Here is a 26,549-nt window from a genome sequence, read left to right as displayed (position 1 = left end):
AGTCGGTGCCGGGGACCGAACGTAACAGCGGATCAGAGCGAGTACCAGGGGGTGCAGTCGACACCTGATCCAAACGAAACAGGGCGCAATGCGGCCGCAACACCACGGCCGCGCGCCGGTGCCACACTCTGACCTGCGCTTTCCTGACCACGGTCAAGAGCGCCGGTCCCGCCGTGCCTCACCCCGCCCCACGCCCCTCCCACGCCCCCTCCCTCCCTGCCTCGTCCCCGATCCGAAGGCCACCCTCCGATGCCCACCAGACGCGTCGGGTCCGCCCCCACCCCGGGCGGCCGCTGATGCTCCGCTACCTGATCAAGCGGCTCGCCTACTACGCCGTCCTGCTGGTCGCCGCCGTCTTCCTGGCGTACGCGCTGGCCGGCGCCGCCCTGCAGCCGCGCGTCTACTTCGAGGCCAAGGTGCCGCGCCCGGCCGCCGCCTCGGTCGAGCGCCAGCTCACCGACCTCAACCTCAACGACCACACCCCGGTCGTCGAACGCTTCGGCCACTGGGCGGGCGGCCTGCTGCTGCACGGCGACCTCGGCCGCACCATCCACGACACCCCGGTGATGGACGACTTCCGCCGCCGGGTCTGGGTCTCGCTGCGACTGCTGCTGATCGGCAGCCTGCTCGGCATGGTCCTCGGCGTCGCCGCCGGGGCGTGGAGCGCGGTGCGCCAGTACCGGATCTCCGACCGGCTGCTCACCGTGCTCTCCTTCGTCCTGCTCTCCACCCCGGTGTTCCTGGTCGCCCTCTTCCTCAAGAACGGCGCCATCGCCGCCAAGGACGCCGTCGGCCACGAGGTCGTCCCCTTCACCGGGTACGAGACCCCCGGCCTGAGCGGCGGCCTCGGCGCCCACCTCGCCGACTGGGCGCTGCACCTGCTGCTGCCCACCCTCTCGCTGGCGCTCGGCGGCCTCGCCACCTACAGCCGCTACCAGCGCGGCACCATGCTCGACGTGCTCGGCTCCGACTACCTGCGCACCGCCGAGGCCAAGGGCCTCACCCGGGGCCGCGCCCTGATCAAACACGGGCTGCGGACGGCGGTGATCCCGATGTCGACGATGTTCGCCTACAGCTTCCTCGGCATCTTCACCGGCGCCGCGTTCACCGAGACCATCTTCGGCTGGCACGGCATGGGCGAATGGTTCATCCAGTCCGTCAACGAACAGGACGTCAACGCGGTCGTCGCGGTCAACCTGTTCGCGGCGGTCGTGGTGCTCGCCTCCGGCTTCCTCGCCGACACCCTGCACGCCGCCCTCGATCCGCGCGTGCGGTCCTGAACCGAGGAGTACCCCGTGACCGCCGTGATCGCGGAGCCCGCCGGCCCCGCCGACCCCGCCGAACCCACCCCGTCCGCGGACCCCGCGGCCCCCGCCGCGCCCGGGCCGACCGGCCGGGGGCGGATCGTCCTCGCCCGCCTGCTCGCCGCCCGCTGGGCGGTGGCCGGCGTCGTCATCGTCCTGCTGCTGTTCCTGCTCGCCTTCGGCGGCCAGTACCTCACCCCCTGGGACTACGCCACCCCCGACTACGGCGCACTGCGCCAACCGCCCTCCGGCACGCACTGGTTCGGCACCAACGGGGTCGGTCAGGACGTCTTCGCGCAGACCGTCCGCGGACTCCAGAAGTCGCTGGTCATCGGCCTGCTGGTGGCGCTGTTCTCGACCGTGCTGGCCTCCCTGGTCGGCGCCTGCGCCGGCTACTTCGGCGGCTGGACCGACCGACTGCTGATGTTCCTGGTCGACCTCATGCTGGTCTTCCCCAGCTTCCTGATCATCACGATCGTCTCGCCCCGGCTGAAGGGCGCCGGCTGGCTCGCCTTCGTGCTGCTGCTCGCCCTGTTCAACTGGATGATCACCGCCCGGGTGGTCCGCTCGATGACCATCTCGCTGCGCGAGCGGGAGTTCGTCCGCGCCGCGCAGTTCATGGGCGTCCACCCGCTGCGGATCATCAGCCGGCACATCCTGCCGAACGTCGCCTCCTTCCTCATCATCGACGCCACCATCACGGTCGGCGGCGCCGTGATGAGCGAGACCGCGCTCTCCTACTTCGGCTTCGGCGTCAAGGCGCCGGACGTCTCGCTCGGGACGCTGCTCGCCGCCGGAACCAGCGAGGCGCCGGTCTTCCCCTGGCTGTTCTACTTCGCCGCCGGGTTGCTGGTGCTCTTCGTCCTGGCCGTCAACCTGATCGGCGACGGGCTGCGCGACGCGCTCGACCCCACCTCGGAGGCCGGCCGTCGGCCGCGGCGCTCGCGGCGGTCGGCCGGTTCAGCCGGTTCGGCTGATGTGCCCGGCTCTGCCGACTCGCCCGACCGTGACCGTGCCGCCGCCCCGAGGAAGAAGACCCGCGCGTGACCACCACCGCCGTGACCACCACCACCGGCACCCCGCTGCTGAGAGTCCGTGACCTGCGGGTCGACTTCACCGGCCCGCGCGGCTCCGCCCCCGTCCCCGCCGTACGCGGCGTCGACCTCACCCTGCACCGCGGCGAGACCCTCGGCATCGTCGGCGAGTCCGGCTCCGGCAAGTCCGTCACCGCGCTGGCCGTCCTCGGCCTGCTGCCCGGCACCGCCCGGGTCCGCGGCTCGGTCCGGCTGGACGACCGCGAACTGGTCGGCCTGCCCGGACGCGAGCTGGCCGCCGTCCGCGGCCGGCGGATCGCCATGGTGTTCCAGGACCCGCTCTCCGCCTTCACCCCCGTCTACCGGATCGGCGACCAGCTCGTCGAGGCGCTGCGCATCCACCGGTCCGGCCTCGACCGGGCCGCCGCCCGCAAGCGGGCCGCCGAACTGCTCGACCTCGTCGGCATCCCCGCCCCCGACCGCGCCCTCAACAGCTTCCCGCACGAGTTCTCCGGCGGCATGCGGCAGCGCGCCATGATCGCCATGGCCGTCGCCAACGACCCCGACGTCCTGCTCGCCGACGAACCCACCACCGCCCTGGACGTCACCATCCAGGCGCAGGTGCTCGACGTGCTGCGCACCGCCCGCCGCGAGACCGGCGCCGCGCTCGTCCTGGTCAGCCACGACCTCGGGGTGATCGCCGGGATGGCCGACCGGGTCGCCGTGATGTACGCGGGGCGGGTCGTCGAGACGGCGGGCGTGGACGAGCTGTTCGCCGCGCCGCGCCACCCGTACACGCTCGGGCTGGTCGGCGCCGTCCCCCGGCTGGACGGGAAGCGCGGGCCGCTGGTGCCGATCCCCGGCACGCCCGCGCCGATGGCCGAACTGCCCCCGGGCTGCCCGTTCGCCGCCCGCTGCCCCCTGGTCGAGGACCGCTGCCGCACGGCGGAACCGCCGCTGACCGGCGGCGGGACGGCGGGGGTCAAGGGTGCGGACCACCTGGCGGCGTGCGTCCGGGCCGACGAGCTGGCCGAGCGGCGACCCGCGCCCACCGAGGTCTACCCCGTGCCCGACCTCCCGGCCCGCTCCGCCCCCACACAGGTCCCCCGGGAGCAGCGCGCGCCGGTCCTGGAGGTCGAAGGGCTCACCAAGACCTTCCCGCTCCTCAAGGGCACCGTCTTCAAGCGCCGGATCGGCTCCGTCTACGCGGTGGACGGCGTCGAGCTGTCGATCCGGGAGGGCGAGACGCTCGGTCTGGTCGGCGAGTCCGGCTCCGGCAAGTCCACCACCCTGTTCGAACTGCTGCGCCTCGCCGCCCCCGAGTCCGGCCGGATCGAGCTGCTGGGCCGGGACACCGCCGGGCTCTCCCGCGCCGAGGCCCACCGGATGCGGGCCGATCTTCAGATCGTCTTCCAGGACCCGATGGCCAGCCTCGACCCCCGGATGCCGGTCGGCGACATCGTCGCCGAGCCGCTGCGCGCCCAGCGGACCGCGAAGGAGGAGATCGCCCGCCGGGTGCCCGAGCTGCTCCGCCAGGTGGGCCTCGACCCGGCGCACGCCGTCCGCTATCCGCACCAGTTCTCCGGCGGACAGCGGCAGCGGATCTCGATCGCCCGCGCGCTGGCCGTCCGGCCCCGGCTGCTGGTGCTGGACGAGCCGGTCTCCGCGCTGGACGTCTCGATCCAGGCCGGGGTGCTCAACCTGCTCCAGTCGCTCAAGGCGGAGCTGGGCCTCTCCTATCTCTTCGTCTCGCACGACCTCTCGGTGATCCGGCACCTCGCCGACCGGGTGAGCGTGATGTACCTGGGGCGGACGGTCGAGCAGGGCGAGGTGTCCGCCGTCTTCGACCGCCCGCGGCACCCCTATACCCGGGCGCTGCTCTCGGCCGTCCCGCTGCCGGACCCGGCGGCCGAGCGCGCCCGCACCCGCATCCTGCTGCCCGGCGACCCGCCCTCCCCCACCACCCGGCACAGCGGCTGCCCGTTCCGCACCCGCTGCCCCGTGTACGCGGGGCTCGACGCCGAGGCGCGCGGCCGGTGCGAGACGGAGGCACCACCGCTCACGGACGCGGGTGCGGCTGACGCGGCTGCGGCGAGCTCCGACCACCAGGCGGCCTGCCACTTCCCGGAGGGGTGACGCCTGGCGGCCATGGAGCAAGGCTGACCGGCCCCCTCGCCACGGTGGGTGACCGGACTGTCGCGATTCGGCGGATCGGCCCGACTCCGTGTAATGTCTTCCAGGTCAGCAGGCGCCGCTAGCTCAGTTGGTTAGAGCAGCTGACTCTTAATCAGCGGGTCCGGGGTTCGAGTCCCTGGCGGCGCACCGACGGTCGAATGGCCCTCTCGCATCAGCGAGGGGGCCATTCGGCGTTTCGGCGGGTGGTCTCGGCAGACAACTTCGGCGGGGCCGAGCGGGGCTCCGCGTCCCAGCAGCTCGGCGGCTCAGCGGTTCGGCGGTCGGCCGGTCCCGCGGGTGGTGTCCAGGACCGCCGAGGCCACCGCGTCCGGGCGGTCGAACATCACCAGGTGCCCGGCCGGGGCCGTACGTCGGTACTCCGCGCCCAGGAGTTCGGCGAGGTCCCGCTGGGCGGCCAGCCACTCCTCGCTCCGGGGGCCGCGCAGGCCGTCGTCGGCGGCGAGGACGGTGACCGGCAGGCCGTCCGGCAGCGGGGTGGTGCGGCGCAGGTCGGCCAGTTCGGCGGCCATGTCCAGGTAGTGGGTGTTCTCGCGGAGCAGCGCCCGCAAGGACCGTCCGGTGCGATAGCAGTGCCGGACCAGCGGCGCGGGGGCGAGGTCCTCGTGCCGGACCGTGGTCGCCCGGGCGACCAGCCGGCGCACGGTGGGCCCGAGCAGGTAGGGCACGGCGACGGCGGTGGCCGCGCCGGCCGTGGCGCGCGCCGCGAGGTCGCGCAGGCCGGGGGCCGGGCGCGGACGCGGGTCCGGTTCGACGCTGCCGTCCAGCAGGACCAGCCCGGCCGTCCGCTCGGGATACAGCCGCGCGAAGGCCTCGGCGTGGAACCCGGCCAGCGAGTGCCCGGCCACCGTGCACGGCCCGAGCAGGCCGAGCGCGTCGAGGACGGCCCGGATCCTGCGTGCCTCGCCGGCGGCGGTCGGGGCGGGCCGGTCGGCCGGTTCGGGCGCGCTCAGGCCGTAGCCGGGCCGGTCGAAACGGACCACGGTGCGGTACGGGGTGAGGAAGGGGACGACGAGGTCCCAGTCGAACCAGCTGCTGCCGAGGCCCCCGGAGAGCAGGCACACCGGCCCCCGGCCCTCGACCCGGACGTGCAGGGGTGTGCCGTCGATCCGCAGGAAGGCGGCCGGGGGCGCGGCCGGGGCGGGGGTGCGCCGAGCGTTCCGGCGACCGGGGTGGGAGCTGGGCACGGTTCCACCCTAGCCGCCGGCAAACTCCACCCCAACCGGGCGGAAACGGACAGGCCACTCCCGGTGGCGCGCAGGTGGTTCGAGGCACCCGCCGGAAGCGTGTATTGTTTTCCCCGTCAGCAGGCGCCGCTAGCTCAGTTGGTTAGAGCAGCTGACTCTTAATCAGCGGGTCCGGGGTTCGAGTCCCTGGCGGCGCACAGACAACCGGGGAGCCTCTCGTCCACACGAGGGGCTCTCCGGCTTTTCACTGCCCATTGACGTCCGTTTTGTGTGTGATGTCGGTCTCGCTTCCCGCCGTGGTGGAGCCAACCGGTGCCTTCGGCGCGTTCTGGGCTGTACACCGGAAAAGGGGCAAAGGCCCCGACCGCCGACGATCCCGTCCGCGCGAACCGGCACGGGCCGTCCGTCCTGCCGCGTCGCCAGGACGTCCGCATCCGTCGCCCGCCCGCAGGAAAGGCCGCCGCTTTGTCCCGTAACGCCCCGAGCGGCACCCAGCGCACCCGGCGGACCAAGGTCCGACGGCCCCGGCGCACCGGCTGGCGCCGGCTGATCCCGACCTGGCGGACGACCCTGGTGGGCGTCGTGACCGCGCTGCTGCTCGGGGTCGGCCTGTTCGCCCTCGGCATCGCCCTGGTGAAGGTGCCGGACGCGCACGCCGCCGCGATCACCCAGAGCAACACCTGGCTGTACCAGGACGGCTCGGTGCTCGCCCGGACCGGCCAGACCAACCGGCAGAACGTCTCGCTGGACAAGGTCTCCCCCGCCGCGCAGCACGCGACCCTGGCCGCCGAGGACCGCACCTTCTACCAGGAGGGCGCCGTCAACATAGCCGGCATGGTCCGCGCCGCCCTCAACACCGCCAAGGGCGAGGGCACCCAGGGCGGCTCCACCATCACCCAGCAGTACGTGAAGAACACCTACCTGAGCCAGCAGCAGTCGGTCACCCGCAAGGTGCGGGAACTGTTCATCGCGATCAAGGTGGACGCCACCGAGAGCAAGGACGAGATCCTCTCCAGCTACCTCAACACCTCCTACTACGGGCGCGGCGCGTACGGCATCCAGGCCGCCGCCCAGCAGTACTTCGGCGTCGACGCCGCCCAGCTCAACGCCGCCCAGGGCGCCTACCTGGCCACGCTGCTGAACGCCCCCAGCGCCTACGACGTGGCCACCGCCACCGCCGCAGGCAAGCAGAACGCGGTCAACCGCTGGAACTACGTGCTCGACGGCATGGTGAAGGAGGGCTGGCTGTCCGCCGAGGAGCGGGCCGCCACCACGTTCCCCGAGGTCAAGGACCCGCAGGTGCAGCTCGGTCTCTCCGGCCAGGCCGGTTACCTGGTCAACGCCGCGACCGACTACCTCACCACCAACCAGATCATCGGCGAGTCGGAGCTGGCCAAGGGCGGCTACACGATCAAGCTGACCATCGACCCGAACCGCCAGCAGGCCCTGCAGGACGCCGTCCAGGCCCAGCTGCACGACACCCTCGACCCGGACAAGCGGAAGAAGGACGCCGCCGTCCAGCCCGGCGCCGTCTCCGTGGACCCGAAGAGCGGCGCCGTGGTCGCCCTCTACGGCGGCGTCGACTACACCAAGCACTACATCGACAACGCGACCCGGCGGGACTACCAGGCGGGCTCGACCTTCAAGGCGATCGCGCTGGCCGCGGCGCTGGAGAGCGGCGCCAAGACCCAGTCCGGCCAGACCATCACCCCGCGCACCGTCTACGACGGCACCAGCGAGCGCAAGGTCCGCGGCGGGAAGGGCACCGCGTACGCGCCGCCGAACGAGGGCGACAAGAGCTACGGCCAGATCACCCTCCAGCAGGCCACCGACTGGTCGGTGAACTCGGCCTTCGCCCAGCTCGCCCAGGACACCGGCCTCTCCAAGGTGAAGGACACCGCGGTCGCGCTCGGCCTGCCCGGCAACACCCCCGCCCTGGACCCGGTGGCGTCGATCCCGCTGGGCACCGCCACCCCGAGCATCCTTGACATGGCGGGCGTGTACGCCACGCTGGACAACGGCGGCAAGCAGATCACCCCGTGGCTGGTGCAGGCGGTGAACCGCGAAGGCGAGTCCGTCGCCCTGCCCGCCCACAAGAGCACCCAGGCGATCAGCGAGCAGACCGCGCGCGAGGTCACGGCCATGCTCCAGGGCGTGGTGACCGACCAGGGCGGCACCGGTTGGCGGGCGAAGGCGCTGGGCCGGCCCGCGGCGGGCAAGACCGGTACGACGGACGAGCACAAGGCGGTCTGGTTCGTCGGATACACCCCGGAGCTGGTCACCTCGGTCGCGATGTTCGGCCAGGACCCGGGCACCGGCGCGCAGGTCAGCCTCAGCGGCACCGGCGGGCTCGACGGCGCGGCGGGCGGCCAGTACCCCGCGCAGATCTGGACCGCCTACATGAAGGCCGCGCTCAAGGGCCAGCCGGTCTCCGACTTCCCCGAGCCCTCGGACGCGGAGGACTCCGGGCCCGGCGACTGGGGCTCCCCGGGGGCCGGCGCCTCGCCCAGCCCCTCGGGCAGCGCGAGCTCCGCGCCGGCCGCCCCGGACGGCGCGGCGACGCCGTCCGGCGAGCCGTCGCCGCAGACCGGCCAGGGCGGGTCCGGCACCTCGGGCGGCTCGGGCGCGGGCCCGGGCGGCTCGGGCGCGGGCTCGGAGCCGTCCGCCACGCCGTCGGGCGGGCCGACCACGGCACCGCAGCCGACCGGGGGCACCGGCGGATCCGGCTCCGGCGGCGCCACCACGGCACCGACCCAGCCCACGACGCCGCCGCCGACCAGCAAGCCGACCCGGACCCCGGCGCCGACCACCGCCCCGACCACCGGACCCACCACGGCACCCAAGCCGACCGGGGACACCGGCGGGTCGGGCTCGGGCTCGGGGTCGGCGGCCGGGTCCGGAGGCGGCAGTGCGGCGGACGCGAGCACCAGGTCCGGCTCGGGCGGGTAGCTCGGGCGGGCGGCTTGCTGAGTGACGGGAGTCCGCCCGCCGCCCCGGGCAGGACCGAATGACGGAATGACCCCTTACCGAGATCGCGGTCCTACTGTCACAATTCGTCGGTGCACAGCTCGAAGCCTCTCCTCGGCCGCTCTCCCGGCCGGCCCCTCGGTCTCACCCTCGCCCTCGTCTCCGCGGTCGCCTTCGGCGGCTCCGGCACCGCGGCCAAACCGCTGATCGAGGCCGGACTGTCGCCCCTGCACGTGGTCTGGCTGCGGGTGACCGGCGCCGCGGTCGTCCTGCTGCCGCTGGCCTACCGCCACCGCGACGCCGTCCTGCGGCGGCCCGGCCTGCTGATCGGTTTCGGCCTGCTGGCCGTGGCCGGCGTCCAGGCCTGCTACTTCGCCGCGATCTCCCGGATCCCGGTCGGTGTCGCCCTGCTGATCGAGTACCTCGGCCCGCCGCTGCTCATCGGCTACGTCCGGTTCGTCCAGCGCCGGCCGATCAGCCGGGGCGCGGCGATCGGCGCGGGCGTCGCGGTCGCCGGGCTCGCCTGCGTGGTCGAAGTCTGGAACGGCCTGAGCTTCGACCTGCTCGGCGTCCTCTTCGGCCTGGGTGCGGCCTGCTGCCAGGTCGGCTACTTCGTGCTGGCCGACGCCGGCAGCCGGGGCGACCGTCCGGTCGACCCGATCGCCGTCAGCGCGTACGGCCTGCTGATCGGCTCGATCGTGCTCACCGCCTTCACCCGCCCCTGGGAGGCCGACTGGGGCAAGCTCGGCGGGGACGTGGTGATGAACGGGCACACCCTGCCCGCGCTGATCCCGGCCGCCTGGATGGTCCTGATCGCGACCGTGCTCGCCTATCTGAGCGGCGTCGTCGCCGTCCGGCACCTGTCGCCACCGGTGGCCGGCGTGGTGGCCAACCTGGAGGCCGTCGTGGCCACCGTGCTGGCCTGGGTCCTGCTCGGCGAGCACCTCGGCCTGCCGCAGGTGGCCGGCGGTCTGCTGGTCCTGGCCGGCGCGTTCGCGGCCCAGGCGAGCAAGCCCGCCGCGCCGGACGCCGGGGCGACCGAGGAGCGGGAAGCGGTTCCCGCGGGCGCGACAGCGCTTGGTGAGCGACTCGCGCACGCCGCCGAGGCCGAGGCGCGCGACTCCAGGGAGAACGCGGGCGGCCGGAGCGAGGGGCAGTAGCCGGGCCTCGGCCCGTCAGCGGAACCCCGCCATGGACCGAGGCTCTGGCTGACCAGCGTCCCGGCATCGACCGGGACCGCTCGGATCAGCGGCCGGCCCAGCCGAACCAGTCGAGGTGGCCGAGCGGCCACACCACGGCCGACACCGGGCCGACCACGTTGCCCACCGGCACGGCGCCGCCGCCGGGGCCTCGCCGGTGGTACCGGGAGTCGGCGGAGTCGCTGCGGTGGTCGCCCTCGACCCAGACGTAGCCCTGCGGCACCGTCACCGGGCCGAAGTCCAGCCCCGCGCAGGAGTCGTCCCCGGGGTGGAGGTACGGCTCGTCGACCTTGGCGCCGTCGACGGTCAGCGTGGTGCCCGCGCACTGCACGGTCTGCCCACCCGTCGCGATGACCCGCTTGACCAGGTAGTTGTCGTCCTTCGGGGGCACCAGGCCGACGAAGGAGAGCGCCGAGCCCAGCGCGGCGGTCACGGGGTTCCCGTCGGCCGGCTGCGGCGGCAGCCAGTCACCCGGGTCCTTGAACACCACCGGCTGGCCCGGCTCGGGCTTCCACCCGGTCAGCGGGGCGAGCTTGTTCACACCGACCCGGTCGCCGATCCGCAGCGTGTTCTCCATCGAACCGGAGGGGATGGTGAACACCTGGAACAGGCACGTCTTGATCAGCAGCGCGACCACCAGGCCCACCGCCGCCATCGCGGGGATCTCGATCCACCACGGCCGCGGTCGGCGCCCGGACCGCCCGGCCTTCGGCGGCCTGGCGCGGCGCCCCTCGGCGGCCCGCCTCGCCCGCCGGGCCTCGGCCCGACCCCCGACCGGGGCGGCGGGAGCGGCGGGCCCGGCCCCGGCGTCGCCGCCGTGCGTATCAGGCAGGTTCACCGCCATCGTCGCTGCTCCACTCTCCGGCTGCGGGGGAACCTGCACGCTACGCCAACCCCGGATCCAGGCGAAATCGGACGTTTACCCACGCCCGACATTCCCCTGGCGCTCTCCCGGCGTTCCCTCGGCGTTCCCCCAGGCCCCGGAGCACCGGCCGGACGAGCCCGCCCGGTCGGCCGGGCTCCCGGCCGACCGGGCGGACCGTCAGGCGGCGTCGTTCCCGCCGGCCACGGCATCGTTCGCGATGGCCTCGTGGTGGCGGATGACCTCGGCGATGATGAAGTTGAGGAACTTCTCCGCGAACACCGGGTCCAGGTGCGCGCCGGCGGCCAGCTCGCGCAGGCGCTTGATCTGGGTGCGCTCGCGCGCCGGGTCGGCCGGAGGGAGCTTGTGCTCGGCCTTGAGCCGGCCGACCCGCTGGGTCGCCTTGAAGCGCTCGGCCAGCATGTGGACCACCGCGGCGTCGATGTTGTCGATGCTCTCGCGCAGGCTGGTCAGCTCGGCCCGCACGGCATCGTCGACCCCCTCGGGCAGTCCGGCGTCGGGGGTCGTGGGGTGGTCCGTCATCGGGTGCGGCTCCGCGGCTCTCTCGGTCTTGCGCCCGACCGTCCGGCGGCCGGGCCCGGGCCCGGGCAAATCTAACAGGGCGCCCGACGCGGTCCTGCACCATTTGGCCGATCTGTCCACGATACGGACAGCACACGGACGGTCTGCCGGACGGCGCTCCGAGCTGCCCGGGCCCGGCCGCGGACCGCCCCGTTCACCCGGACGATCGACGGATTTTCGGACGTGGCAGACCGATGCGCTACTTGTGGCGGGCCCCCGACCTGCACGTAGGCTGGGCGCGGCATGACCGGACGTGACGAAGCAGCAGTTCCTCATTGATGGAGGTACCGATCGTGGCAACCACTCGCACCGCCCAGACGGCTTGGGAAGGCAACCTGCTCGACGGCAAGGGCCAGGTGACGTTCGCGTCGTCCGGCATCGGCGAGTTCCCGGTCTCCTGGCCGGCCCGCGCCGAGGCGGCGAACGGCAAGACCAGCCCGGAGGAGCTCATCGCGGCCGCGCACTCCGCCTGCTTCTCGATGGCGCTCTCGCACGGCCTGGCCGGCGCCGGCACCCCGCCCGCCAAGCTCGACACCAAGGCCGATGTGACCTTCCAGCCGGGCACCGGCATCACCGGCATCCACCTCACCGTCGTCGGTGAGGTGCCCGGGCTGGACGAGGCCGGTTTCGTGAAGGCCGCCGAGGACGCCAAGGCGAACTGCCCGGTGAGCCAGGCCCTGACCGGCACCACCATCACCCTCTCGGCCAGCCTGGCCTGACCGTCCGGGTCGCCCGTCCCTCGGGCTCCGGCGGGGCGCGTCCGGCGCTCCAGCGGAGCCCGAGGGCGCACTCCCGGAGTACACGCCCCCGCTGCACATCATGTGATGTGTAGCGGGGGCGTCCGCATGTATCACCGCACTTGCCACCAAAGCCGACGAATCACCCTGGCGGCGGTCACCGCGCGTTGTCATCGCGTCTTATGATCGGCCGCAGCACCCTGTTCCTCACGGTTCCTCAGGCGCGGGCTGCCACCCGGCCGCTCCGTCCCGAGCGTTCCGCCACGCAGCCCGACCTCCAGGAGCCCCGGCAGAGTGCGGAGCCGGCCGCCGCAGTCGGGTGACCGGCCGGACCAGCGTCAAGCGTCAGCAGCGGACGGGAGCATGCCGTGCCGGGCCAGAACGAGGGGGCCGACGCTCACCACTCAGGCGTGCGGCACGAGGAGCCACGGGCACCCCGCCGTCTCCCGCCACCCGCCCTCCACACCACCACCAACGGCCCTGCCGGCGTTGGCGCGGCCGGCCTTGCCAACGGCACGGCGCAGGCCGTCCTGGACGGTTCGGCAGAGGTGGACGGCCGGGCGATTCCGGCCACCGCCCCGCAGGGCGCCGTGGTGGACGGTGGCACCCTGCTCTGCCCGACCTGCTCACGACCGCTCTCCGACGGCGCCCACCGCGCCCCGGGCGACGACCTCGGCAGCGGCCCGGCGGACGCGGGACCTACCGCCACCGAGGGCGGTGACCGGCTGCTGGCCGCCCTGCGGGTGAGCGAGTCCCGCCTGCGGGCCGCCTTCTGCGACGCCGGCATCGGCATGGCCCTGATCGACCCCGAAGACCGGATCATCGAGGTCAACCCCGCCTTCGCCGCGCTGACCGGCCGCACCGTCGGCGAGCTGGTGCAGACCCACATCCACGAGATCGTCGACCCCGAGGGCATGCCGCGCCGCCTCTTCGCCGCCCTCGTCAACGGCGAGCGCGACCGGCTCCGGGTGGAGAAGCAGCTCAAGCACCGGGAGGGGCGGACCGTCTGGAGCAAGGTGACCGTCTCCCTGATCCGGGACCCCGGGGGCAGCCCGCTCTACACGCTGGCCCTGGTCGAGGACATCACCGAGCAGCGCCGGCTCGGCGACCGCCTGGAGTACCAGGCCCTGCACGACCCGCTGACCCGCCTGCCCAACCGGACGTCCTTCTTCGAACGCCTCGACGCCGCCTGTCTCACCGCCGACCGGGCGACGGGGCCGCTGCGGGTCCCCGCGACCCCGAGTCCGGCCACCGGGGACGGCGCCGTCGCGGGCGCGGCCGGGGCCGGGGCCGGACTGAGCGGCACTTGGGTGGACGGACCGCGTGTCGGGGTCTGCTACCTGGACCTCGACGGGTTCGCCGCGATCAACGAGACGCTCGGCCACCACATCGGTGACCAGCTGCTGATCGCCGTCGCGACCCGCCTGCGGCGCGGCTTCTCCGCGCACGGCACCCAGCTGGTGGCGCGGATGGGCGGTGACGAGTTCGCCGTCCTGGTGACCGACAGCCGGGGCAGCGACCAACTGACCGACCTGGCCGCCCGGATCCTCGAAGCCCTGGAACGCCCCTTCGACGTGGCCGGCCACCGGCTGGTGGTCACCGCCAGCGTCGGCGTCGTCGAGCGCTCCGTGCACGAGACCACCCCCACCGACCTGGTCAAGGACGCCGACGCCACGCTGTACTGGTCCAAGGCCGACGGCCGGGCCCGCTGGACCCTCTACGACCCCGACCGGGGCGCCCACCAGCTGACCCGCCAACTGCTCGCGACGGCGCTGCGCCCGGCGCTGGAGCGCGGCGAGTTCACCATCGAGTACCAGCCGCTGGTCGGCCTCGCCGACGGCGCGGTGCACGGGGCCGAGGCCCTGGTCCGGTGGCGCCACCCCCGCTACGGGACGCTCTCGCCGGACCGCTTCATCCCGCTCGCCGAGGAGTCCGGGGCGATCGTGCCGCTCGGCAAGTGGGTGCTGGAGGAGTCCTGCCGCCAGGCGCAGCAGTGGCTCACCGAGTTCCCCGAGACCGAGACCTTCGTCAGCGTCAATCTGGCCGCCCGCCAGATCTGGGACTCCGACGTGGTCGCCGATGTCGCCCAGGCCCTCGAACGCACCGGGCTGCCGGCGCGGCTGCTGCAGCTGGAGATCACCGAGAGCGCGCTGCTCGGCCCCGGCGGGCGTCCGCTCCAGGCGCTCCAGGCACTCGCCGACATGGGCGTCCGGATCGCGATCGACGACTTCGGGACGGGCTACTCGAACCTCGCCTACCTCTCCCGGCTCCCGGTGCACGTGCTGAAGCTGGACGGCACCTTCATCGAGGGGTTCCGCGACCCGTCCCCCACCGGCGCCCGGGCGGAGCTCCCCGAGCTCGGTTCGCGCCGCAGCGATGCCGACGAGCAGATCGTGGGCGCGATGGTGCAGCTCGCCCACACCCTCGGGCTGACCGTGACCGCCGAGGGCATCGAGAGCGCCGCCCAGGCCGAGCGGCTGCGGCTCACCGGCTGCGACACCGCCCAGGGCTGGTACTTCGCCCGCCCGGGCGAGGCGGCCCTGGTCGCGGCGATACTCCGTGACAACCGGGAGAGCCGGCAGAGCCGGCAGAGCCGGGAGAGCCGGGAGACCCCGGGCGGGCGCTGAGCGGAGGCGGGCGCCGACCCGGGTCGGCGCCCGCCCGGACGGCGCTCAGACGGTCGCGACCCGCGCCCCGGTCAGCCCGTACGCCTCGGCGATCAGCCCGTAGGAACGCAGCCGGGCCTCGTGGCCGTGGATGTGCGAGGTCACCATCAGCTCGTCCACCCCGGTTCGCTTGCGGAGCGCCTCCAGCCCGTCGGCCACCTCACCCGGCGACCCCAGCACGACGTTGCCCAGCCAGTCGTCGATGAAGTCCGCCTCCACCGGGCTGTACGGGTAGGACTCGGCCTCCTCGGGCGTCGGGATCGGCCCCGGGTTGCCCCGGCGCAGCCGGAGCATGCCGAGGGCGGCGGAGCGGGCGAGGCGGCGGGCCGCGGCCTCGTCGTCGGCCGCGACGGCGCTCACCCCGATCAGCGCGTACGGCTCGTCGAGGACGGCCGAGGGGCGGAACTCCGAGCGGTAGAGGTCGAGCGCGGGGAGGGTATTGGCGCTGCTGAAGTGGTGCGCGAAGGCGAACGGCAGGCCGAGGCGGCCGGCCAGCTGGGCGCTGAAGCCGGAGGAGCCGAGCAGCCAGATCGGCGGCCGCCCCTCGCCCTTCGGGACGGCGGTGAGCCGGGCGTACGCGTGCTCGGCGGGAAAGCTGCCGTCGAGGAAGTGGGTCAGCTCGGCGAGCTGGCGGGGGAAGTCGTCGGCCCCCTCGCCGAGGCCGCGGCGCAGCGCTCGGGCGGTGGCGGTGTCGGTGCCGGGAGCCCGCCCGAGGCCGAGGTCGATCCGGCCGGGGTGGAGCGCCTCCAGCAGGCCGAACTGCTCGGCGATCGCCAGCGGGGCGTGGTTGGGCAGCATCACGCCGCCCGAGCCGAGCCGCAGGGTGGTGGTGTGGGCCCCGAGGTGGGCCAGCAGGACGGCCGGCGTGGAGCTGGCGACGCCGGGCATGCCGTGGTGCTCGGCGACCCAGAAACGGTGGTAGCCCCACTGCTCGGCGCTGCGGGCGAGGGCGGTGGTCGCGGCGAGCGCCTGCGCGGGCGTGTAGCCGCTCCCGACGGTGGCGAGGTCGAGAATCGACAGCGGAGCGGGCGCCGATCCCCGGGTGCTGCCCCGGACCGGGTCCGTCCCGGGTGCGCCGGTCCCGGGTGCGCCGGTCCCGTCCTCCCGCTGCTCCGCCTGCCTGTCCTCGCTCGTCATACCGTCCGTCCTCCTGGCCGTGGTCGGTTCCGTCCGCCGGCGCGGTTCACCGGGGCCGCCACCGGGGCGGTCGGTGCCGCCGCAGGCGCCGACTCTGGTCAACCCCGGTCGTGGGCCGCCTTGTTCCCGACTCCCCGGCCTGACCTCACCCCGCTCCTCCCGGTTCGGCCCGGCGGGCCGGGCTGACGCAGAGCCAGCAGGCGGACACCCGTGGCGACTTCACGCCAGCGCGGGAAGTCGCCAGCCGCAGGGCTCGCGGTCGGACTCCGGCGTCCGGCAGGCTAGGGCCCAGGCGGATCACCCAACCGGATCCGCACTCACCAGCAAGATCGTCGGGCTGGACCAGCGCCGACAGATCCCCGCGAGCCCTCGGAGCGGCACCCCGCCCCGGGGGCTCGTGCCATTGCGCGACCCTGGCCCCGCGGAGCGCGCCTGTGACCCCCGTCACCTGTGAGCCGTCGCACAGTCGGGGTGCTTCATGGCATGAAACGTCGAGGCGCTAGCGTTGTCCCTTGAACCACTGCTCCCCCGGGCAGCCTGGAGGGAGACGGACATGGACATCGCGACGCTGGTCGGATCCTCGTGGATCTGTGCCTTGGCGCTCTGCGCCGTCCTCGGTGACGCCTTCCTCCCCTTCATCCCCAGCGGGACTCTCGTCATACTCGCCGTGCTCAAGACGGCACAGATAGACGGAGCGCCCGTGATGCTCGGGCTCGGGGTGGCCCTGGCCTCCTTCCTCGGCGATCTGCTGCTGCTCCGGCTGGCCCGGCGCGGCGCGCCCATGGTCAGCCGACGCCTCGAACACCGCCCGAAGCTCGCGGCGAGCGTGGCGCGGGTCCAGCAGGCGCTGGACGAACGCACCACCCCGGCGGCGGCGGCCATGGTCGTGATCGCCCGCTTCGTTCCCGCCGGGCGGACCATCCTCGACCTGGCCATCGGCCACTCCCCCGCGCACCCCCACCGCTTCCTGCGGTGGTCGGCGCTGGCCGCGATGATCTGGGCGGCGTACATCGTGACGCTGGGCTGGCTCAACAGCCACTGGTTCGACACCGCCTGGCTGAGCCTCGCGGTCTCCTGCACGGCCGCCACCGCGGTGAGCACCACCATCGCGCGGATCGTGCGCCGCAACCGCCGGCTCTCCCTCGGCTGAGGCCGCGACGGCACCGTGACGGCACCGTGACGACACCGCCCCCTCGAAACGGGCGAAACGTCACGGGACGGCAACAGAAGACATTCCTTCGCATCCCGCACAGGCGTGCCGCGCGTGTTCATGTCCGGCGGACCCGGACTCCTTGGTGACCCTTGCGTCCGCATGCCATGCTAACGACGGATAATCAATCAATTGTCCGATATGACTGGCGCGGATGCGGCCCTGACCGCCATCCGCTCCGGACCAGGGGAGACGATGGGCAGCATCTCGCGCAGGACCGTGCTCACAGCCACCGCCGCGACTGCGGCTCTCGGAGCGGTGGCGGCCTGTTCCGGGGGCGGCTCGGGGGCGGCCTCCGCCTCCGGTTCCACCTCGGGCCCCGCCCCCGCTCCCACGACCGGCGGCGGGAGCACCGGGGCGAGCGGCACCCCGACCGGAACCCCGTCCAAGGGCACCCCGATCGGAGACGGCTCGACCTCCGACACCGGCCCCCAGCCGAAGCAGCCCAAGCCGGAGAAGCTCAAGCCGGGCGAGCGCCCGCCGCAGTTCGTGGTCTTCTCCTGGGACGGCGCCGGGGCGACCGAGGACGGCCAGTTCCCCCGGTTCCTCAAGCTCGCCGAGGAGCACAAGGCCTCGATGACCTTCTTCCTCTCCGGCATCTACGCCCTGCCCAAGGGCAGGTCCGAGCTGTACCACCCGCCGAAGCACTCGGTCGGCGCCTCCGACATCCCCTACCTGTCGGACGGCGCGGTCAAGAACACCCTCAAGCTCATCAGCCAGGCCTGGCTGGCCGGCCACGAGATAGGCACCCACTTCAACGGCCACTTCTGCTCGACCCGGTCGGACGGCAACGGCGTCAACAAGTGGACCCCCGAGGACTGGCAGAGCGAGATCGACCAGGCCATCGGCTTCGTGACCCAGTGGCGGACCAACACCGGCTTCACCGACGTCGACCCGCTCCCCTTCGACTACAAGAAGGAGCTGATCGGCGGCCGCACCCCCTGCCTGGAGGGCCAGAAGGCCCTGCTGCCGACCGCCGCCAACCTGGGGTGGAAGTACGACGCCAGCTCCGCGGGCGGCCAGCAGATCTGGCCCCAGAAGGTGCAGGACGGCAAGGTCTGGGACCTCCCGCTGCAGAGCATCCCCTTCCCCGGGCACACGTTCCAGGTGCTCTCGATGGACTACAACATCCTGGCCAACCAGTCGAAGACCACCAACGGCGACCCGGCCAAGTTCGGCGAGTGGCGCACCCAGGCCCGGGACTCCTACCTGGCCGGGTTCGACCGCGCCTACAACGGCAACCGCGCGCCGTTCTTCATCGGCAACCACTTCGAGCAGTGGAACGGCGGCATCTACATGGACGCCGTCGAGGAGACCCTCAAGACCATCGCGGGCAAGCCCGAGGTCCGGCTGGTCTCGTTCAAACAGCTCGTCGAGTGGCTGGAGGTCCAGGACCAGTCCACCCTCCGCAAGCTGCGCACCCTCAACGTCGGACAGGCGCCGGCCGGCGGCTGGGAGACCTTCCTCGGCACGGCCGGCTAGGCCGGGTCAGCGGCTGCTCGGCGGCTGCTCGGCAGCTGCTCGGCAGCTGCTCGGCGGCTACCCGGCGGCGAGGCCGGCGGAGGACGGGCCCAGCAGGGCGCGGACCACCGCCTCGGCGCCGGGGCGCCCCCAGAGGATCGAGTAGTGGTTGCTGCCCGGCACCGGCGACACCGCCACCGGATGGCGGCCGTCCAGTCCGGCGGCCGCGAGCCGCTTCTCGTCGTAGAGCCCCTGCGGCTCGTCGAGCAGGCCGCGCTCCGCCCACAGCAACGCGCCCGGGCAGGGCAGCCGGTGTACGGCGGTGGCCGCCTCCTCGTCCAGCAGGACCTGCGCGCCGTCGGTCTCGACCGCCGCCGGCACGCAGGCGGAGCGCAGTTCGGGTTCCTCGCCGACGAGATCGCGCTGGGTGTAGGCGTCGATGTCGGCGGACCAGTCGGCGGCGAAGGCCGGGTGGCGCTGCCAGAACTCCCGGTACGCCTGCCGGTCGGCGAAGGTCATCGACAGCCGGGTCAGCGCCGGGCCGAGCACGGCGGCCAGGGCGTCGTGATCGCTCACGCCCTCGGGCAGGGGGAAGCCGACCGCGCCGTCGATCAGCACCACCCGGCTGACCAGCTCCGGGTGCCGGACGGCCGCCAGCGCCGTCACCCAGGCGCCCATGGAGTGCCCGATCACCGCGGTCGGGCCCAGGCCGAGCCCGGCGATCAGGGCTGCCACGTCGTCGGCGTGGCGGGCGAGGCCGTACGGCTCGCCGAGACCGCGGCTGTCGCCGCGCCCCCGCAGGTCGGGTGCGAGCAGGGTGGCACGCCCCGCGAGGCGGCGGGCGACCTCGAACCAGGCGAGGCCGTTGGCGGTGATGCCGTGCACCGCCACGACGGTCGGGGCGCCGGGCACCGTGGCCGGCCAGCGGAGCACGGCCAGGTCCCCGCCCGGCACGGGGACGCTCAGCTGTTCGGGGCCCGCCGGGCCGCCACCGGCGGCCGACCGCTCGGACGGCGTCCTGGTGGGGACTGTCGAGCTGCTCATGATGACCGGCTCCTGAGGGTGTTGCGGGGGTGGATGCCGGAACCGTAGGTGGGGTGTGCGGGCGGCGACATGTGCCCGGGGGACGTATCGGCCCGCGTCGTTGTGGCGGTCGGCCCCATGTCGCGGGGCCGGTGGCGGTCCCGCGGCGGGCCGGTGTGGTCGTACGCCATGAGGTCGCGGCGGGGCGTGGCGGCGTCCGCCATGGCCGCGGCGGGCGACCGGGCGTGACGGTTGGTGCGGCGGGTCACGGTCGCCCTGCCCCTCACCCTCTTCCGCTCCCTTCGCGAGGTGACACCTTGGACAAGGTCCTGGACTCCGCCGCCGACGCCGTCGGCGACATCCCCGACGGTGCGGTGCTCGCCGTCGGCGGCTTCGGTCTCTGCGGCATCCCCAGCACGCTGATCGGCGCACTCGCGGCCACGGACACGACCGGTCTGCGGGTGGTGTCGAACAACTGCGGCGTCGACGACTGGGGCCTGGGGCTGCTCCTGCGGGCCGGACGGATCGCCCGGATGGTGTCCTCGTACGTCGGGGAGAACAAGGAGTTCGCGCGGCAGTACCTCTCGGGCGAGCTGGAGGTGGAACTGACACCGCAGGGCACCCTCGCGGAGCGGCTGCGGGCCGGCGGTGCGGGGATCCCCGCCTTCTTCACCCCGGCCGGGGTCGGCACCCAGGTCGAGGAGGGCGGACTGCCCTGGCGGTACGCGGCGGACGGGTCGGTCGCGCTGGCCTCGCCGCCGAAGGAGGTCCGGGAGTTCGGTGGCCGCCGCTACCTGCTGGAGGAGGCCATCACGGCGGACTTCGCGCTGGTCCGGGCCGAGGTCGCGGACCGGCACGGCAACTGCGTGTTCCACGCCGCCGCCCGGAACTTCAATCCGCTGTGCGCGACGGCCGGACGGATCACCGTGGTCGAGGCGGACCGGATCGCCGCACCCGGCGCGCTGGATCCGGACGCCGTCCACCTTCCGGGGGTGTACGTCGACCGGGTGGTCGCCGCCGATCCGGAGGACCGGCGGATCGAACGCCGCACTGTTCGCACGATCCGCACCGCCCTCGCCGCCCCCGACAAGCGGAACGCGCTCGACCCCCGGAACGCGCTCGCCGCGCGGGCGGCGCGCGAGCTGCGCGACGGCCAGTACGTCAACCTGGGCATCGGGCTGCCGACGCCGATCCCCGATCACCTCCCGCCGGGGGTGCATGTGGTGCTGCACTCCGAGAACGGCATCCTCGGGGTCGGTCCGTACCCGGCCGACGGGGGCGAGCACCCCGACCTGATCAACGCCGGGAAGGAGACCGTGACGGTCGCCGCCGGAGCCTCCTTCTTCGACTCGGCGCTCTCCTTCGGCATGGTCCGGTCCGGCCGGATCGACGTCTCGGTGCTGGGCGCCATGCAGGTCTCGTCCGCCGGGGACCTCGCCAACTGGACGATCCCGGGCCGGACGGTCAAGGGCATGGGCGGCGCCATGGACCTGGTGCACGGCGCCCGGCGCGTGATCGTGGTGATGGAGCACACGGCGCGGGACGGTTCGCCGAAGCTCGTCGAACAGCTCTCCCTGCCGGCGACGGGGCGCGGGGTGGTCGACCGGATCGTCACCGACCTCGCGGTGGTCGACGTCACCCCGGAGGGACTGCGGCTGGTGGAGACGGCGCCGGGCGTGACCTTCGACGAGGTGCAGGCCGCGACCGGGCCCGTCCTTCTCCCGCCGGCCCGATCCGTCGGATGAGCCGCGCGCGCGGGCGGACAATCCGGAGGCTCCGATGGGCAATTCACCACCCATAGCACCAACAAGCCTTCATTTGGCCGGGATTCGCCATATTTTCGTGCTCACACAATGATCATTTTTCAGATCGGTTGCCACCGAGCCTCCCCTCCGCAACAGTTGAAGAGGCTGGAGGATCCCGGTCCGCCGCCGTGGAACCGCGCGGCGGACCGGATCGCACACCCCCGGTCGGAGTACGCACCATGGGTCGGTCCGCGTGGTCGGCCTCCGGGGGGAGCGCACATGATCGGGCCGTTCTCGCGCCGGGCGGATGCCGCGGAACCGCCCGCCCACACCCCGGCACCGGAAGCGGAGCCGGAACTCGAACCCGAGCCGGAACCCGCTTCGAGCGCCACCCCCGAAGCCCCGTACGACTACGCCTACTTCAGCCGCCTCGCCGGCCCCGCGGTCGCGGCCACCACCCCGGCCGAGGACTCCGGACGGGGCGAGCCGTACCGGGTGCGGTACCGCAGCCTGCTGAGCCGCGAACCGCACCGGATCCGGGCGGCGCTGCTCCTGCTGGCCGCGCCGCTGGTCGAGGGCCTGCTCCTGGTCTGGCTGCTCCGGCCCAGCCACTGGCCGGTCCGGCCCGGCGAGACGGACAGCTGGCTGCTGATCGGCGACAAGGTGATGATCACGATCATCGCCGTGGTCGAGGCCTTCCGGCTGGTCAACGTCGTCTCCAACGCCCACGCGACGCTCGCCGCCCGCGACCCCGTGCCGGTGGAGCCCGAGGCCGGTACCCGGGTCGCGTTCCTCACCACCTGCGTCCCGGGCAAGGAACCGCCCGCGATGGTCCGCGCGACGCTCACCGCCGCGCTGGCCGTCCGGCACGACGGCCGGTACCACGTCTGGCTGTTGGACGAGGGAAACGATCCCGCGATGCGCGCGCTCTGCGCCGAACTGGGCGTGCGCCACTTCAGCCGGTACGGCGTCGAACGGTGGAACGCGCCCGAGGGCCGGTTCCGCGCCAGGAGCAAGCACGGCAACTACAACAGCTGGCTCCAGGCCCACGGCGCCGGCTACGACTACTGGATCTCCGTCGACACCGACCACGTCCCGCTGCCCGGGTTCGGCGAGCGCATGCTCGGGTACTTCCGCGACCCGGACGTGGCGTTCGTGGTCGGCCCGCAGGTGTACGGGAACTACCGCAGCTCGGGCTCGGCGGTCACCCGGTTCTCGGAGAGCCAGCAGTACCTCTTCCACGCCCTCGTCCAGCGGGCCGGGAACCGGTACGGGGCGCCGATGTTCGTCGGCACCAACAACGCCGTCCGGATCGAGGCGCTGCGCTCGATCGGCGGCCTGTACGACTCCGTCACCGAGGACATGGCGACCGGCCTGGAGTTCCACCGGCGCCGCAACCCGGCCACCGGCGCGCGCTGGAAGTCGGTCTACACGCCGGACGTCCTGGCGGTCGGCGAGGGGCCCTCGTCGTGGACGGACTTCTTCTCGCAGCAGCTGCGCTGGAGCCGGGGCACCTACGAGACCCTGCTGACCCAGTACTGGCGCGCGGTGTGGGGGCTGTCACCGGGGCGGCTGCTCAACTACACGCTGATGGTGTCCTTCTACCCGATGGCGGCGCTGACCTGGCTGCTCGGCGGGGTGTCGAGCGTGCTCTACCTCGGGTTCGGCGCCTCGGGGGTGCACGTGTCCTCGGAGAGCTGGATGGCGCTCTACAGTGACGCCGCCGCGCTCCAACTGCTGCTCTACACCTGGAACCGCAAGCACAACGTGAGCCCGCACGAGCCGGCGGGTTCGTCGGGGGTGGCGGGCATGGTGATGTCGGCGCTCTGCGGTCCGATCTACGCAGCATCGTTTCTGCACGCGCTCCTGCGGATCCGCGGCCGGTTCGTGGTGACGCCGAAGGGCGAGTCGGCGAGCCCGGACCGGGTGTCCACCTTCCGCCTCCACCTGTTCTGGGCCCTGGTGTTCGGCGGTGCCGTCGCGGCCTCCTTCCGCACCGGCCACGACCACGTCGCCATGCGGTCGTGGGCCTGCCTGGCGTTCCTGCTCTGCCTGCTGCCGATGCTGCTGCTCGCCGTGGACGCCGTCCGCCGTCGCCGGACCGGGCCTCCGACCTCCACCCTCCCGCTCGCGCTCGCGCCGGCCCGAACACCATCGCCCGCAACCACCCGTCACCGCACCACACCGCGAGGGGACGACCCACCGTGAAGATCCGCACCGCCGGCCGCACCCGGCGCCTCGCCCTCGGCAGCACCCTCGCCCTCACCGTGGCCGGGATGAACGCCCCCGCCGTCCTCGGCTTCGCCAACGAGCGGTACCACCACTACGTGATCAACCGCCCCGCCTACAAGGCCGAGTACGGCCACTGGCAGACCCTCGTGCTCCCCGCCGAGTTCCGGATCAACGCCATCCACTCCGCCCTGCTGCGCACCGGCAAGGTCCTGATCATCGCCGGTTCCGGCAACAACCGGAGGAACTTCGACGCGGGCACCTTCAAGAGCCTGCTCTGGGACCCGGCCGCCAACACCTACAAGGCGGTCCCCACCCCCGCCGACATGTTCTGCGGCGGTCACACGGCGCTGCCCGACGGCCGGATGCTGGTGGCCGGCGGCACCCGCCGCTACGAGGCGCTGGACGGCGCGGTGAAGAAGGCGGCCGGCACCATGCGGGTCCGCAACGAGAACCCGGACGCCTCCCGCAGCCTCCCCCGGGGCACCGTCTTCCACGCGCCGAACGGCCGCGCGTACGTCTCCACCGCCGACCTCACCGTCCCGGCCGCGACGAAGACCGGTTCCGGCGCGGCCACCGTGGTCAAGGCCGGCGAGGTGAAGGTGTTTGTGGAGGCGGTGGCGCCCGGCCCGGACTCGGTGCTCAACTCCCCCGCCCAGTACACGATCGAGGGCCTGACCGGGCTCGACGCCCGCAACCTCTACGGCACGGCCGAGCGGATGACCCTGGAGAAGCAGGACTACCAGGGCATCCGCGCCGCCTTCGAGTTCAACCCGGACACCGAGATGTACGAGCAGGTCACCGACATGGCCTACGCCCGCTGGTACCCGACGCTGACCGGGCTGGGCGACGGCCGGGTGGTCACCGTCTCCGGGCTGGACGACACCGGGCAGATTCTCAGCGGCCACGACAACGAGATCTACGACCCGGCGAGCCGGACCTGGTCCAAGGCCCCGGACCGCTACTTCCCGACCTACCCGTCGATCTTCCTCACCGCGTCCGGCAAGCTCTTCTACTCCGGGTCGAACGCCGGCTACGGGCCCGCCGACCAGGGGCGCGAGCCCGGGCTCTGGGACCTCGCGGACAACAGCTTCCAGCCCGTCCCCGGCCTGCGCGACCCCCAGCTCGCCGAGACCTCCTCCTCCGTGCTGCTGCCGCCCGCACAGGCGCAGAAGGTGATGGTGCTCGGCGGCGGGGGCGTCGGCGAGTCCCCGCTCTCCACCGCCCGCACCGACATCGCCGACCTCGCCGCCGCGAAGCCCGCGTTCACCCCGGGCCCCGACCTGCCGGCCGGCGGCACCCGCTACCTCAACAGCGTGATCCTGCCCGACGACACCGTCTTCACCACCGGCGGCTCACGCGACTACCGGGGCAAGCACCGCAGCGACCTGCTGAAGGCGCAGACCTACCACCCGGCCACCAACACCTTCACCACCGCCGCCGAACCGGCCGTCGGCCGGAACTACCACGCCGAGGCCCTGCTGCTGCCGGACGGGCGGGTCGCGGTGCTCGGCTCCGACCCGCTCTTCAACGACCGGGCGGGCACCGAACCGGGCACCTTCGAGCAGCGGATCGAGATCTACAGCCCGCCCTACCTGTTCCACGGCGACCGGCCGAGGCTGACCGGCGCCCCGGCCGTCGCGAAGCTCGGCGGCACCGTCCCGGTGAACACGCCCACGCCGGGCGGTATCGCCACCGCCAAGCTCCTCCGGCCGAGTTCGGTCACCCACGCGACCGACGTCGAGCAGCGCTCGGTGGCCCTGGACATCACGGCGCGCAGCGCGGACGGCCTCTCGCTGACCCTGCCCGCCAACTCCAGTCTGCTGCCGCCGGGTTGGTACCTGCTCTTCGTCACGGACACCGCCGGCACCCCGTCGGAGGCCCGCTGGATCCGGGTCACGCCCTGACCCCTCAGCCGTCCCCGCCGCGCTACCCCGCGGCGCCGGGCGTGGTCGCCAGCCCCAGCGCGTACGGGAGCCAGAACTCGCCCGCCCGGGGCTCGCCGCGACCGCACTCGCCGTCCGACTCGCCCGGGTTCTTGATCCAGAGATACGCGTCGACCCCGGGCCGCCCGGTCTCCGCCGTGGGCGGCGCACCGAGCGCGCGGCCGGGCGGGTTGCACCACGCCTCGGGGCTCAGCGGGCCGTTGCCGTTGCGGCTGGTGTCGACGACGAAGTGCTTGCCGTCCAGCAGGGCGGACAGTTGGGCGCCGTAGGCCGCGTCGCGGTCGGTGGAGTAGAAGTTGGAGACGTTCACCGCGAAGCCGTCGGCGGCGGCGATCCCGGACTTGCGCAGTGCCTCGGCCAGCGCGGACGGGTCCTGCGCCCAGCCGGGGTTCCCCGCGTCCAGGTAGACCCGTACCTGCGGGCGCTTCTTCAACTCCTGGACGGCGAAGGCCAGCAGGCCGTACCGCTCGGTGGCGGTGTCGCCCTTGACCCCGCAGCTGTCCAGGGTGTGCGCGACGGCGTCCGGCTCCAGCACCACCCAGGCCCGGCGGTCCCCGAGTGCCTCCGCCAGGCCGGTGATCCAGGCCCGGTACGCCGTCGCGTCGGGGGCGCCGCCGGCCGAGTAGAGGCCGCAGTCCCGGTGCGGGATGTTGTAGGCGACGAAGACCGGCGTCCGGTCGGCCTCGGCGGCACGGCGGCTCACCTGCTCGGCGAGGCCCCGGGCGGCCTGGTCGGTGAGCCACTGCGAGGAGGGTTGGTCGGCGATCCGCAGCAGGGTGTCGGCCTCCGCCGTCCGGCCCTGGCCGCGCAGGGCGGCCACCTGACGGGCGGCGGAGGTCTGGTCGGAGACGTAGAAGGTCTGGCCGGGGAGCTGCGGCAGCGCGCCGGCCGCCGGCGTTCCGGGTGCGGGCGCTCCCGTCGGAGTCCCGCCGACAGAGCCGGCCTTGCCGCTGTCGGCCGAACCCCCGCCGCTCCCCCCGTCACTCCCCCCGGAGCACCCCGCGACGCCCGCCAGCAGCCCCAGCAGCGCCGCCCCCACGGCCGGCCGGAACCCCGCCCCTCGCCCA

The 26,549-nt window shown here is 73.5% G+C and carries 18 protein-coding genes and 2 tRNA genes; 14 read left to right on the top strand and 6 right to left on the bottom strand.

Going from position 1 to position 26,549, the window contains the following annotated elements:
- The first annotated feature begins 296 nt into the window (after window positions 1-296).
- From ACFP3U_RS17565 to ACFP3U_RS17550, 4 genes are all read left to right on the top strand, one after another.
- On the top strand, window positions 297-1,280 hold the full coding sequence (locus ACFP3U_RS17565; protein ID WP_380226470.1) for an ABC transporter permease: 984 nt from the start codon (window positions 297-299) through the stop codon (window positions 1,278-1,280).
- A 123-nt stretch (window positions 1,281-1,403) separates the two neighbouring features.
- Window positions 1,404-2,351, top strand: coding sequence for an ABC transporter permease (locus ACFP3U_RS17560; RefSeq protein ID WP_380226492.1), 948 nt, complete (start codon window positions 1,404-1,406; stop codon window positions 2,349-2,351).
- Window positions 2,348-4,474, top strand: coding sequence for a dipeptide ABC transporter ATP-binding protein (locus ACFP3U_RS17555; RefSeq protein ID WP_380226469.1), 2,127 nt, complete (start codon window positions 2,348-2,350; stop codon window positions 4,472-4,474). The genes ACFP3U_RS17560 and ACFP3U_RS17555 overlap by 4 nt, the downstream gene beginning before the upstream one ends.
- 112 nt (window positions 4,475-4,586) lie before the next feature.
- A tRNA-Lys gene (locus tag ACFP3U_RS17550) sits at window positions 4,587-4,660 on the top strand.
- Between the two features lie 119 nt (window positions 4,661-4,779).
- On the opposite strand, the gene ACFP3U_RS17545 is transcribed toward ACFP3U_RS17550, so the two are convergent.
- The gene (locus ACFP3U_RS17545) at window positions 4,780-5,718 is read right to left on the bottom strand and encodes an alpha/beta fold hydrolase (RefSeq protein ID WP_465261965.1); all 939 of its coding nucleotides are present in this window, start codon (window positions 5,716-5,718) and stop codon (window positions 4,780-4,782) included.
- Between the two features lie 123 nt (window positions 5,719-5,841).
- On the opposite strand from ACFP3U_RS17545, the gene ACFP3U_RS17540 reads away from it, so the two are divergent.
- The 3 genes from ACFP3U_RS17540 to ACFP3U_RS17530 all read left to right on the top strand — a co-directional run bounded on the left by ACFP3U_RS17540 (window position 5,842) and on the right by ACFP3U_RS17530 (window position 9,845).
- Window positions 5,842-5,915 (top strand) — tRNA-Lys (locus ACFP3U_RS17540).
- 268 nt (window positions 5,916-6,183) lie between these two features.
- Complete coding sequence (locus tag ACFP3U_RS17535; RefSeq protein WP_380226468.1) at window positions 6,184-8,667, top strand: transglycosylase domain-containing protein; 2,484 nt, start codon at window positions 6,184-6,186, stop codon at window positions 8,665-8,667.
- A gap of 110 nt (window positions 8,668-8,777) precedes the next feature.
- Window positions 8,778-9,845 carry an EamA family transporter gene (locus ACFP3U_RS17530; protein ID WP_380226467.1) on the top strand — a complete coding sequence of 356 codons (1,068 nt, stop codon included), beginning with the start codon at window positions 8,778-8,780 and terminating at the stop codon, window positions 9,843-9,845.
- 85 nt (window positions 9,846-9,930) lie between these two features.
- Here ACFP3U_RS17530 and lepB read toward each other — a convergent pair whose 3' ends face one another.
- Entirely contained in the window at window positions 9,931-10,728 is a 798-nt protein-coding gene (gene lepB, locus ACFP3U_RS17525) for a signal peptidase I (protein WP_380226466.1), read from the bottom strand.
- A 198-nt stretch (window positions 10,729-10,926) separates the two neighbouring features.
- Window positions 10,927-11,289, bottom strand: a complete 363-nt coding sequence (locus ACFP3U_RS17520; protein WP_380226465.1) for a chorismate mutase — start codon at window positions 11,287-11,289, stop codon at window positions 10,927-10,929.
- 332 nt (window positions 11,290-11,621) lie between these two features.
- Here ACFP3U_RS17520 and ACFP3U_RS17515 point away from each other — a divergent pair, with 332 nt between their 5' ends.
- Together ACFP3U_RS17515 and ACFP3U_RS17510 are read left to right on the top strand one after the other, a co-directional pair.
- A complete protein-coding gene (locus ACFP3U_RS17515) occupies window positions 11,622-12,047 on the top strand; it encodes an OsmC family protein (RefSeq protein WP_380226464.1) in 426 nt (141 codons plus the stop codon).
- Between the two features lie 428 nt (window positions 12,048-12,475).
- A complete protein-coding gene (locus ACFP3U_RS17510; protein ID WP_380226463.1) occupies window positions 12,476-14,692 on the top strand; it encodes a putative bifunctional diguanylate cyclase/phosphodiesterase in 2,217 nt (738 codons plus the stop codon).
- A 45-nt stretch (window positions 14,693-14,737) separates the two neighbouring features.
- On the opposite strand, the gene ACFP3U_RS17505 is transcribed toward ACFP3U_RS17510, so the two are convergent.
- The gene (locus ACFP3U_RS17505) at window positions 14,738-15,868 is read right to left on the bottom strand and encodes an LLM class flavin-dependent oxidoreductase (protein ID WP_380226462.1); all 1,131 of its coding nucleotides are present in this window, start codon (window positions 15,866-15,868) and stop codon (window positions 14,738-14,740) included.
- A 553-nt stretch (window positions 15,869-16,421) separates the two neighbouring features.
- Between ACFP3U_RS17505 and ACFP3U_RS17500 the strand changes: the two genes are divergently transcribed.
- Complete coding sequence (locus tag ACFP3U_RS17500; protein WP_380226461.1) at window positions 16,422-17,018, top strand: DedA family protein; 597 nt, start codon at window positions 16,422-16,424, stop codon at window positions 17,016-17,018.
- 255 nt (window positions 17,019-17,273) lie between these two features.
- Window positions 17,274-18,560, top strand: a complete 1,287-nt coding sequence (locus ACFP3U_RS17495; protein ID WP_380226490.1) for a polysaccharide deacetylase family protein — start codon at window positions 17,274-17,276, stop codon at window positions 18,558-18,560.
- A 57-nt stretch (window positions 18,561-18,617) separates the two neighbouring features.
- Here the strand turns inward: ACFP3U_RS17495 and ACFP3U_RS17490 are convergent, their stop codons facing one another.
- Window positions 18,618-19,583, bottom strand: coding sequence for an alpha/beta fold hydrolase (locus ACFP3U_RS17490; protein ID WP_380226460.1), 966 nt, complete (start codon window positions 19,581-19,583; stop codon window positions 18,618-18,620).
- Between the two features lie 296 nt (window positions 19,584-19,879).
- On the opposite strand from ACFP3U_RS17490, the gene ACFP3U_RS17485 reads away from it, so the two are divergent.
- The 3 genes from ACFP3U_RS17485 to glxA all read left to right on the top strand — a co-directional run bounded on the left by ACFP3U_RS17485 (window position 19,880) and on the right by glxA (window position 25,443).
- Window positions 19,880-21,307, top strand: coding sequence for a 3-oxoacid CoA-transferase (locus ACFP3U_RS17485; RefSeq protein WP_380226459.1), 1,428 nt, complete (start codon window positions 19,880-19,882; stop codon window positions 21,305-21,307).
- 279 nt (window positions 21,308-21,586) lie between these two features.
- A complete protein-coding gene (locus tag ACFP3U_RS17480; protein ID WP_380226458.1) occupies window positions 21,587-23,515 on the top strand; it encodes a glycosyltransferase family 2 protein in 1,929 nt (642 codons plus the stop codon).
- Complete coding sequence (gene glxA, locus ACFP3U_RS17475; protein WP_380226457.1) at window positions 23,512-25,443, top strand: radical copper oxidase GlxA; 1,932 nt, start codon at window positions 23,512-23,514, stop codon at window positions 25,441-25,443. Before ACFP3U_RS17480 ends, glxA begins: the two co-directional genes overlap by 4 nt.
- Before the next feature lie 22 nt (window positions 25,444-25,465).
- On the opposite strand, the gene ACFP3U_RS17470 is transcribed toward glxA, so the two are convergent.
- A complete protein-coding gene (locus ACFP3U_RS17470; protein ID WP_380226456.1) occupies window positions 25,466-26,521 on the bottom strand; it encodes a glycoside hydrolase family 6 protein in 1,056 nt (351 codons plus the stop codon).
- Window positions 26,522-26,549: the final 28 nt, after the last annotated feature.

This window comes from Kitasatospora misakiensis (genome assembly GCF_042656005.1).
In the GTDB taxonomy this organism is placed as follows: domain Bacteria; phylum Actinomycetota; class Actinomycetes; order Streptomycetales; family Streptomycetaceae; genus Kitasatospora; species Kitasatospora misakiensis.
Note: the sequence above shows the minus strand (reverse complement) of the source record. Positions and strands in the feature narration are given on the sequence as shown.

Coding starts and splice junctions, on each gene's coding strand:
- ACFP3U_RS17565 (WP_380226470.1), top strand. CDS start 297: ATGCTCCGCTACCTGATCAAGCGGCTCGCCTACTACGCCGTCCTGCTG.
- ACFP3U_RS17505 (WP_380226462.1), bottom strand. CDS start 15,868: ATGACGAGCGAGGACAGGCAGGCGGAGCAGCGGGAGGACGGGACCGGC.
- ACFP3U_RS17490 (WP_380226460.1), bottom strand. CDS start 19,583: ATGAGCAGCTCGACAGTCCCCACCAGGACGCCGTCCGAGCGGTCGGCC.
- ACFP3U_RS17500 (WP_380226461.1), top strand. CDS start 16,422: ATGGACATCGCGACGCTGGTCGGATCCTCGTGGATCTGTGCCTTGGCG.
- ACFP3U_RS17520 (WP_380226465.1), bottom strand. CDS start 11,289: ATGACGGACCACCCCACGACCCCCGACGCCGGACTGCCCGAGGGGGTC.
- ACFP3U_RS17495 (WP_380226490.1), top strand. CDS start 17,274: ATGGGCAGCATCTCGCGCAGGACCGTGCTCACAGCCACCGCCGCGACT.
- lepB (WP_380226466.1), bottom strand. CDS start 10,728: ATGGCGGTGAACCTGCCTGATACGCACGGCGGCGACGCCGGGGCCGGG.
- ACFP3U_RS17480 (WP_380226458.1), top strand. CDS start 21,587: ATGATCGGGCCGTTCTCGCGCCGGGCGGATGCCGCGGAACCGCCCGCC.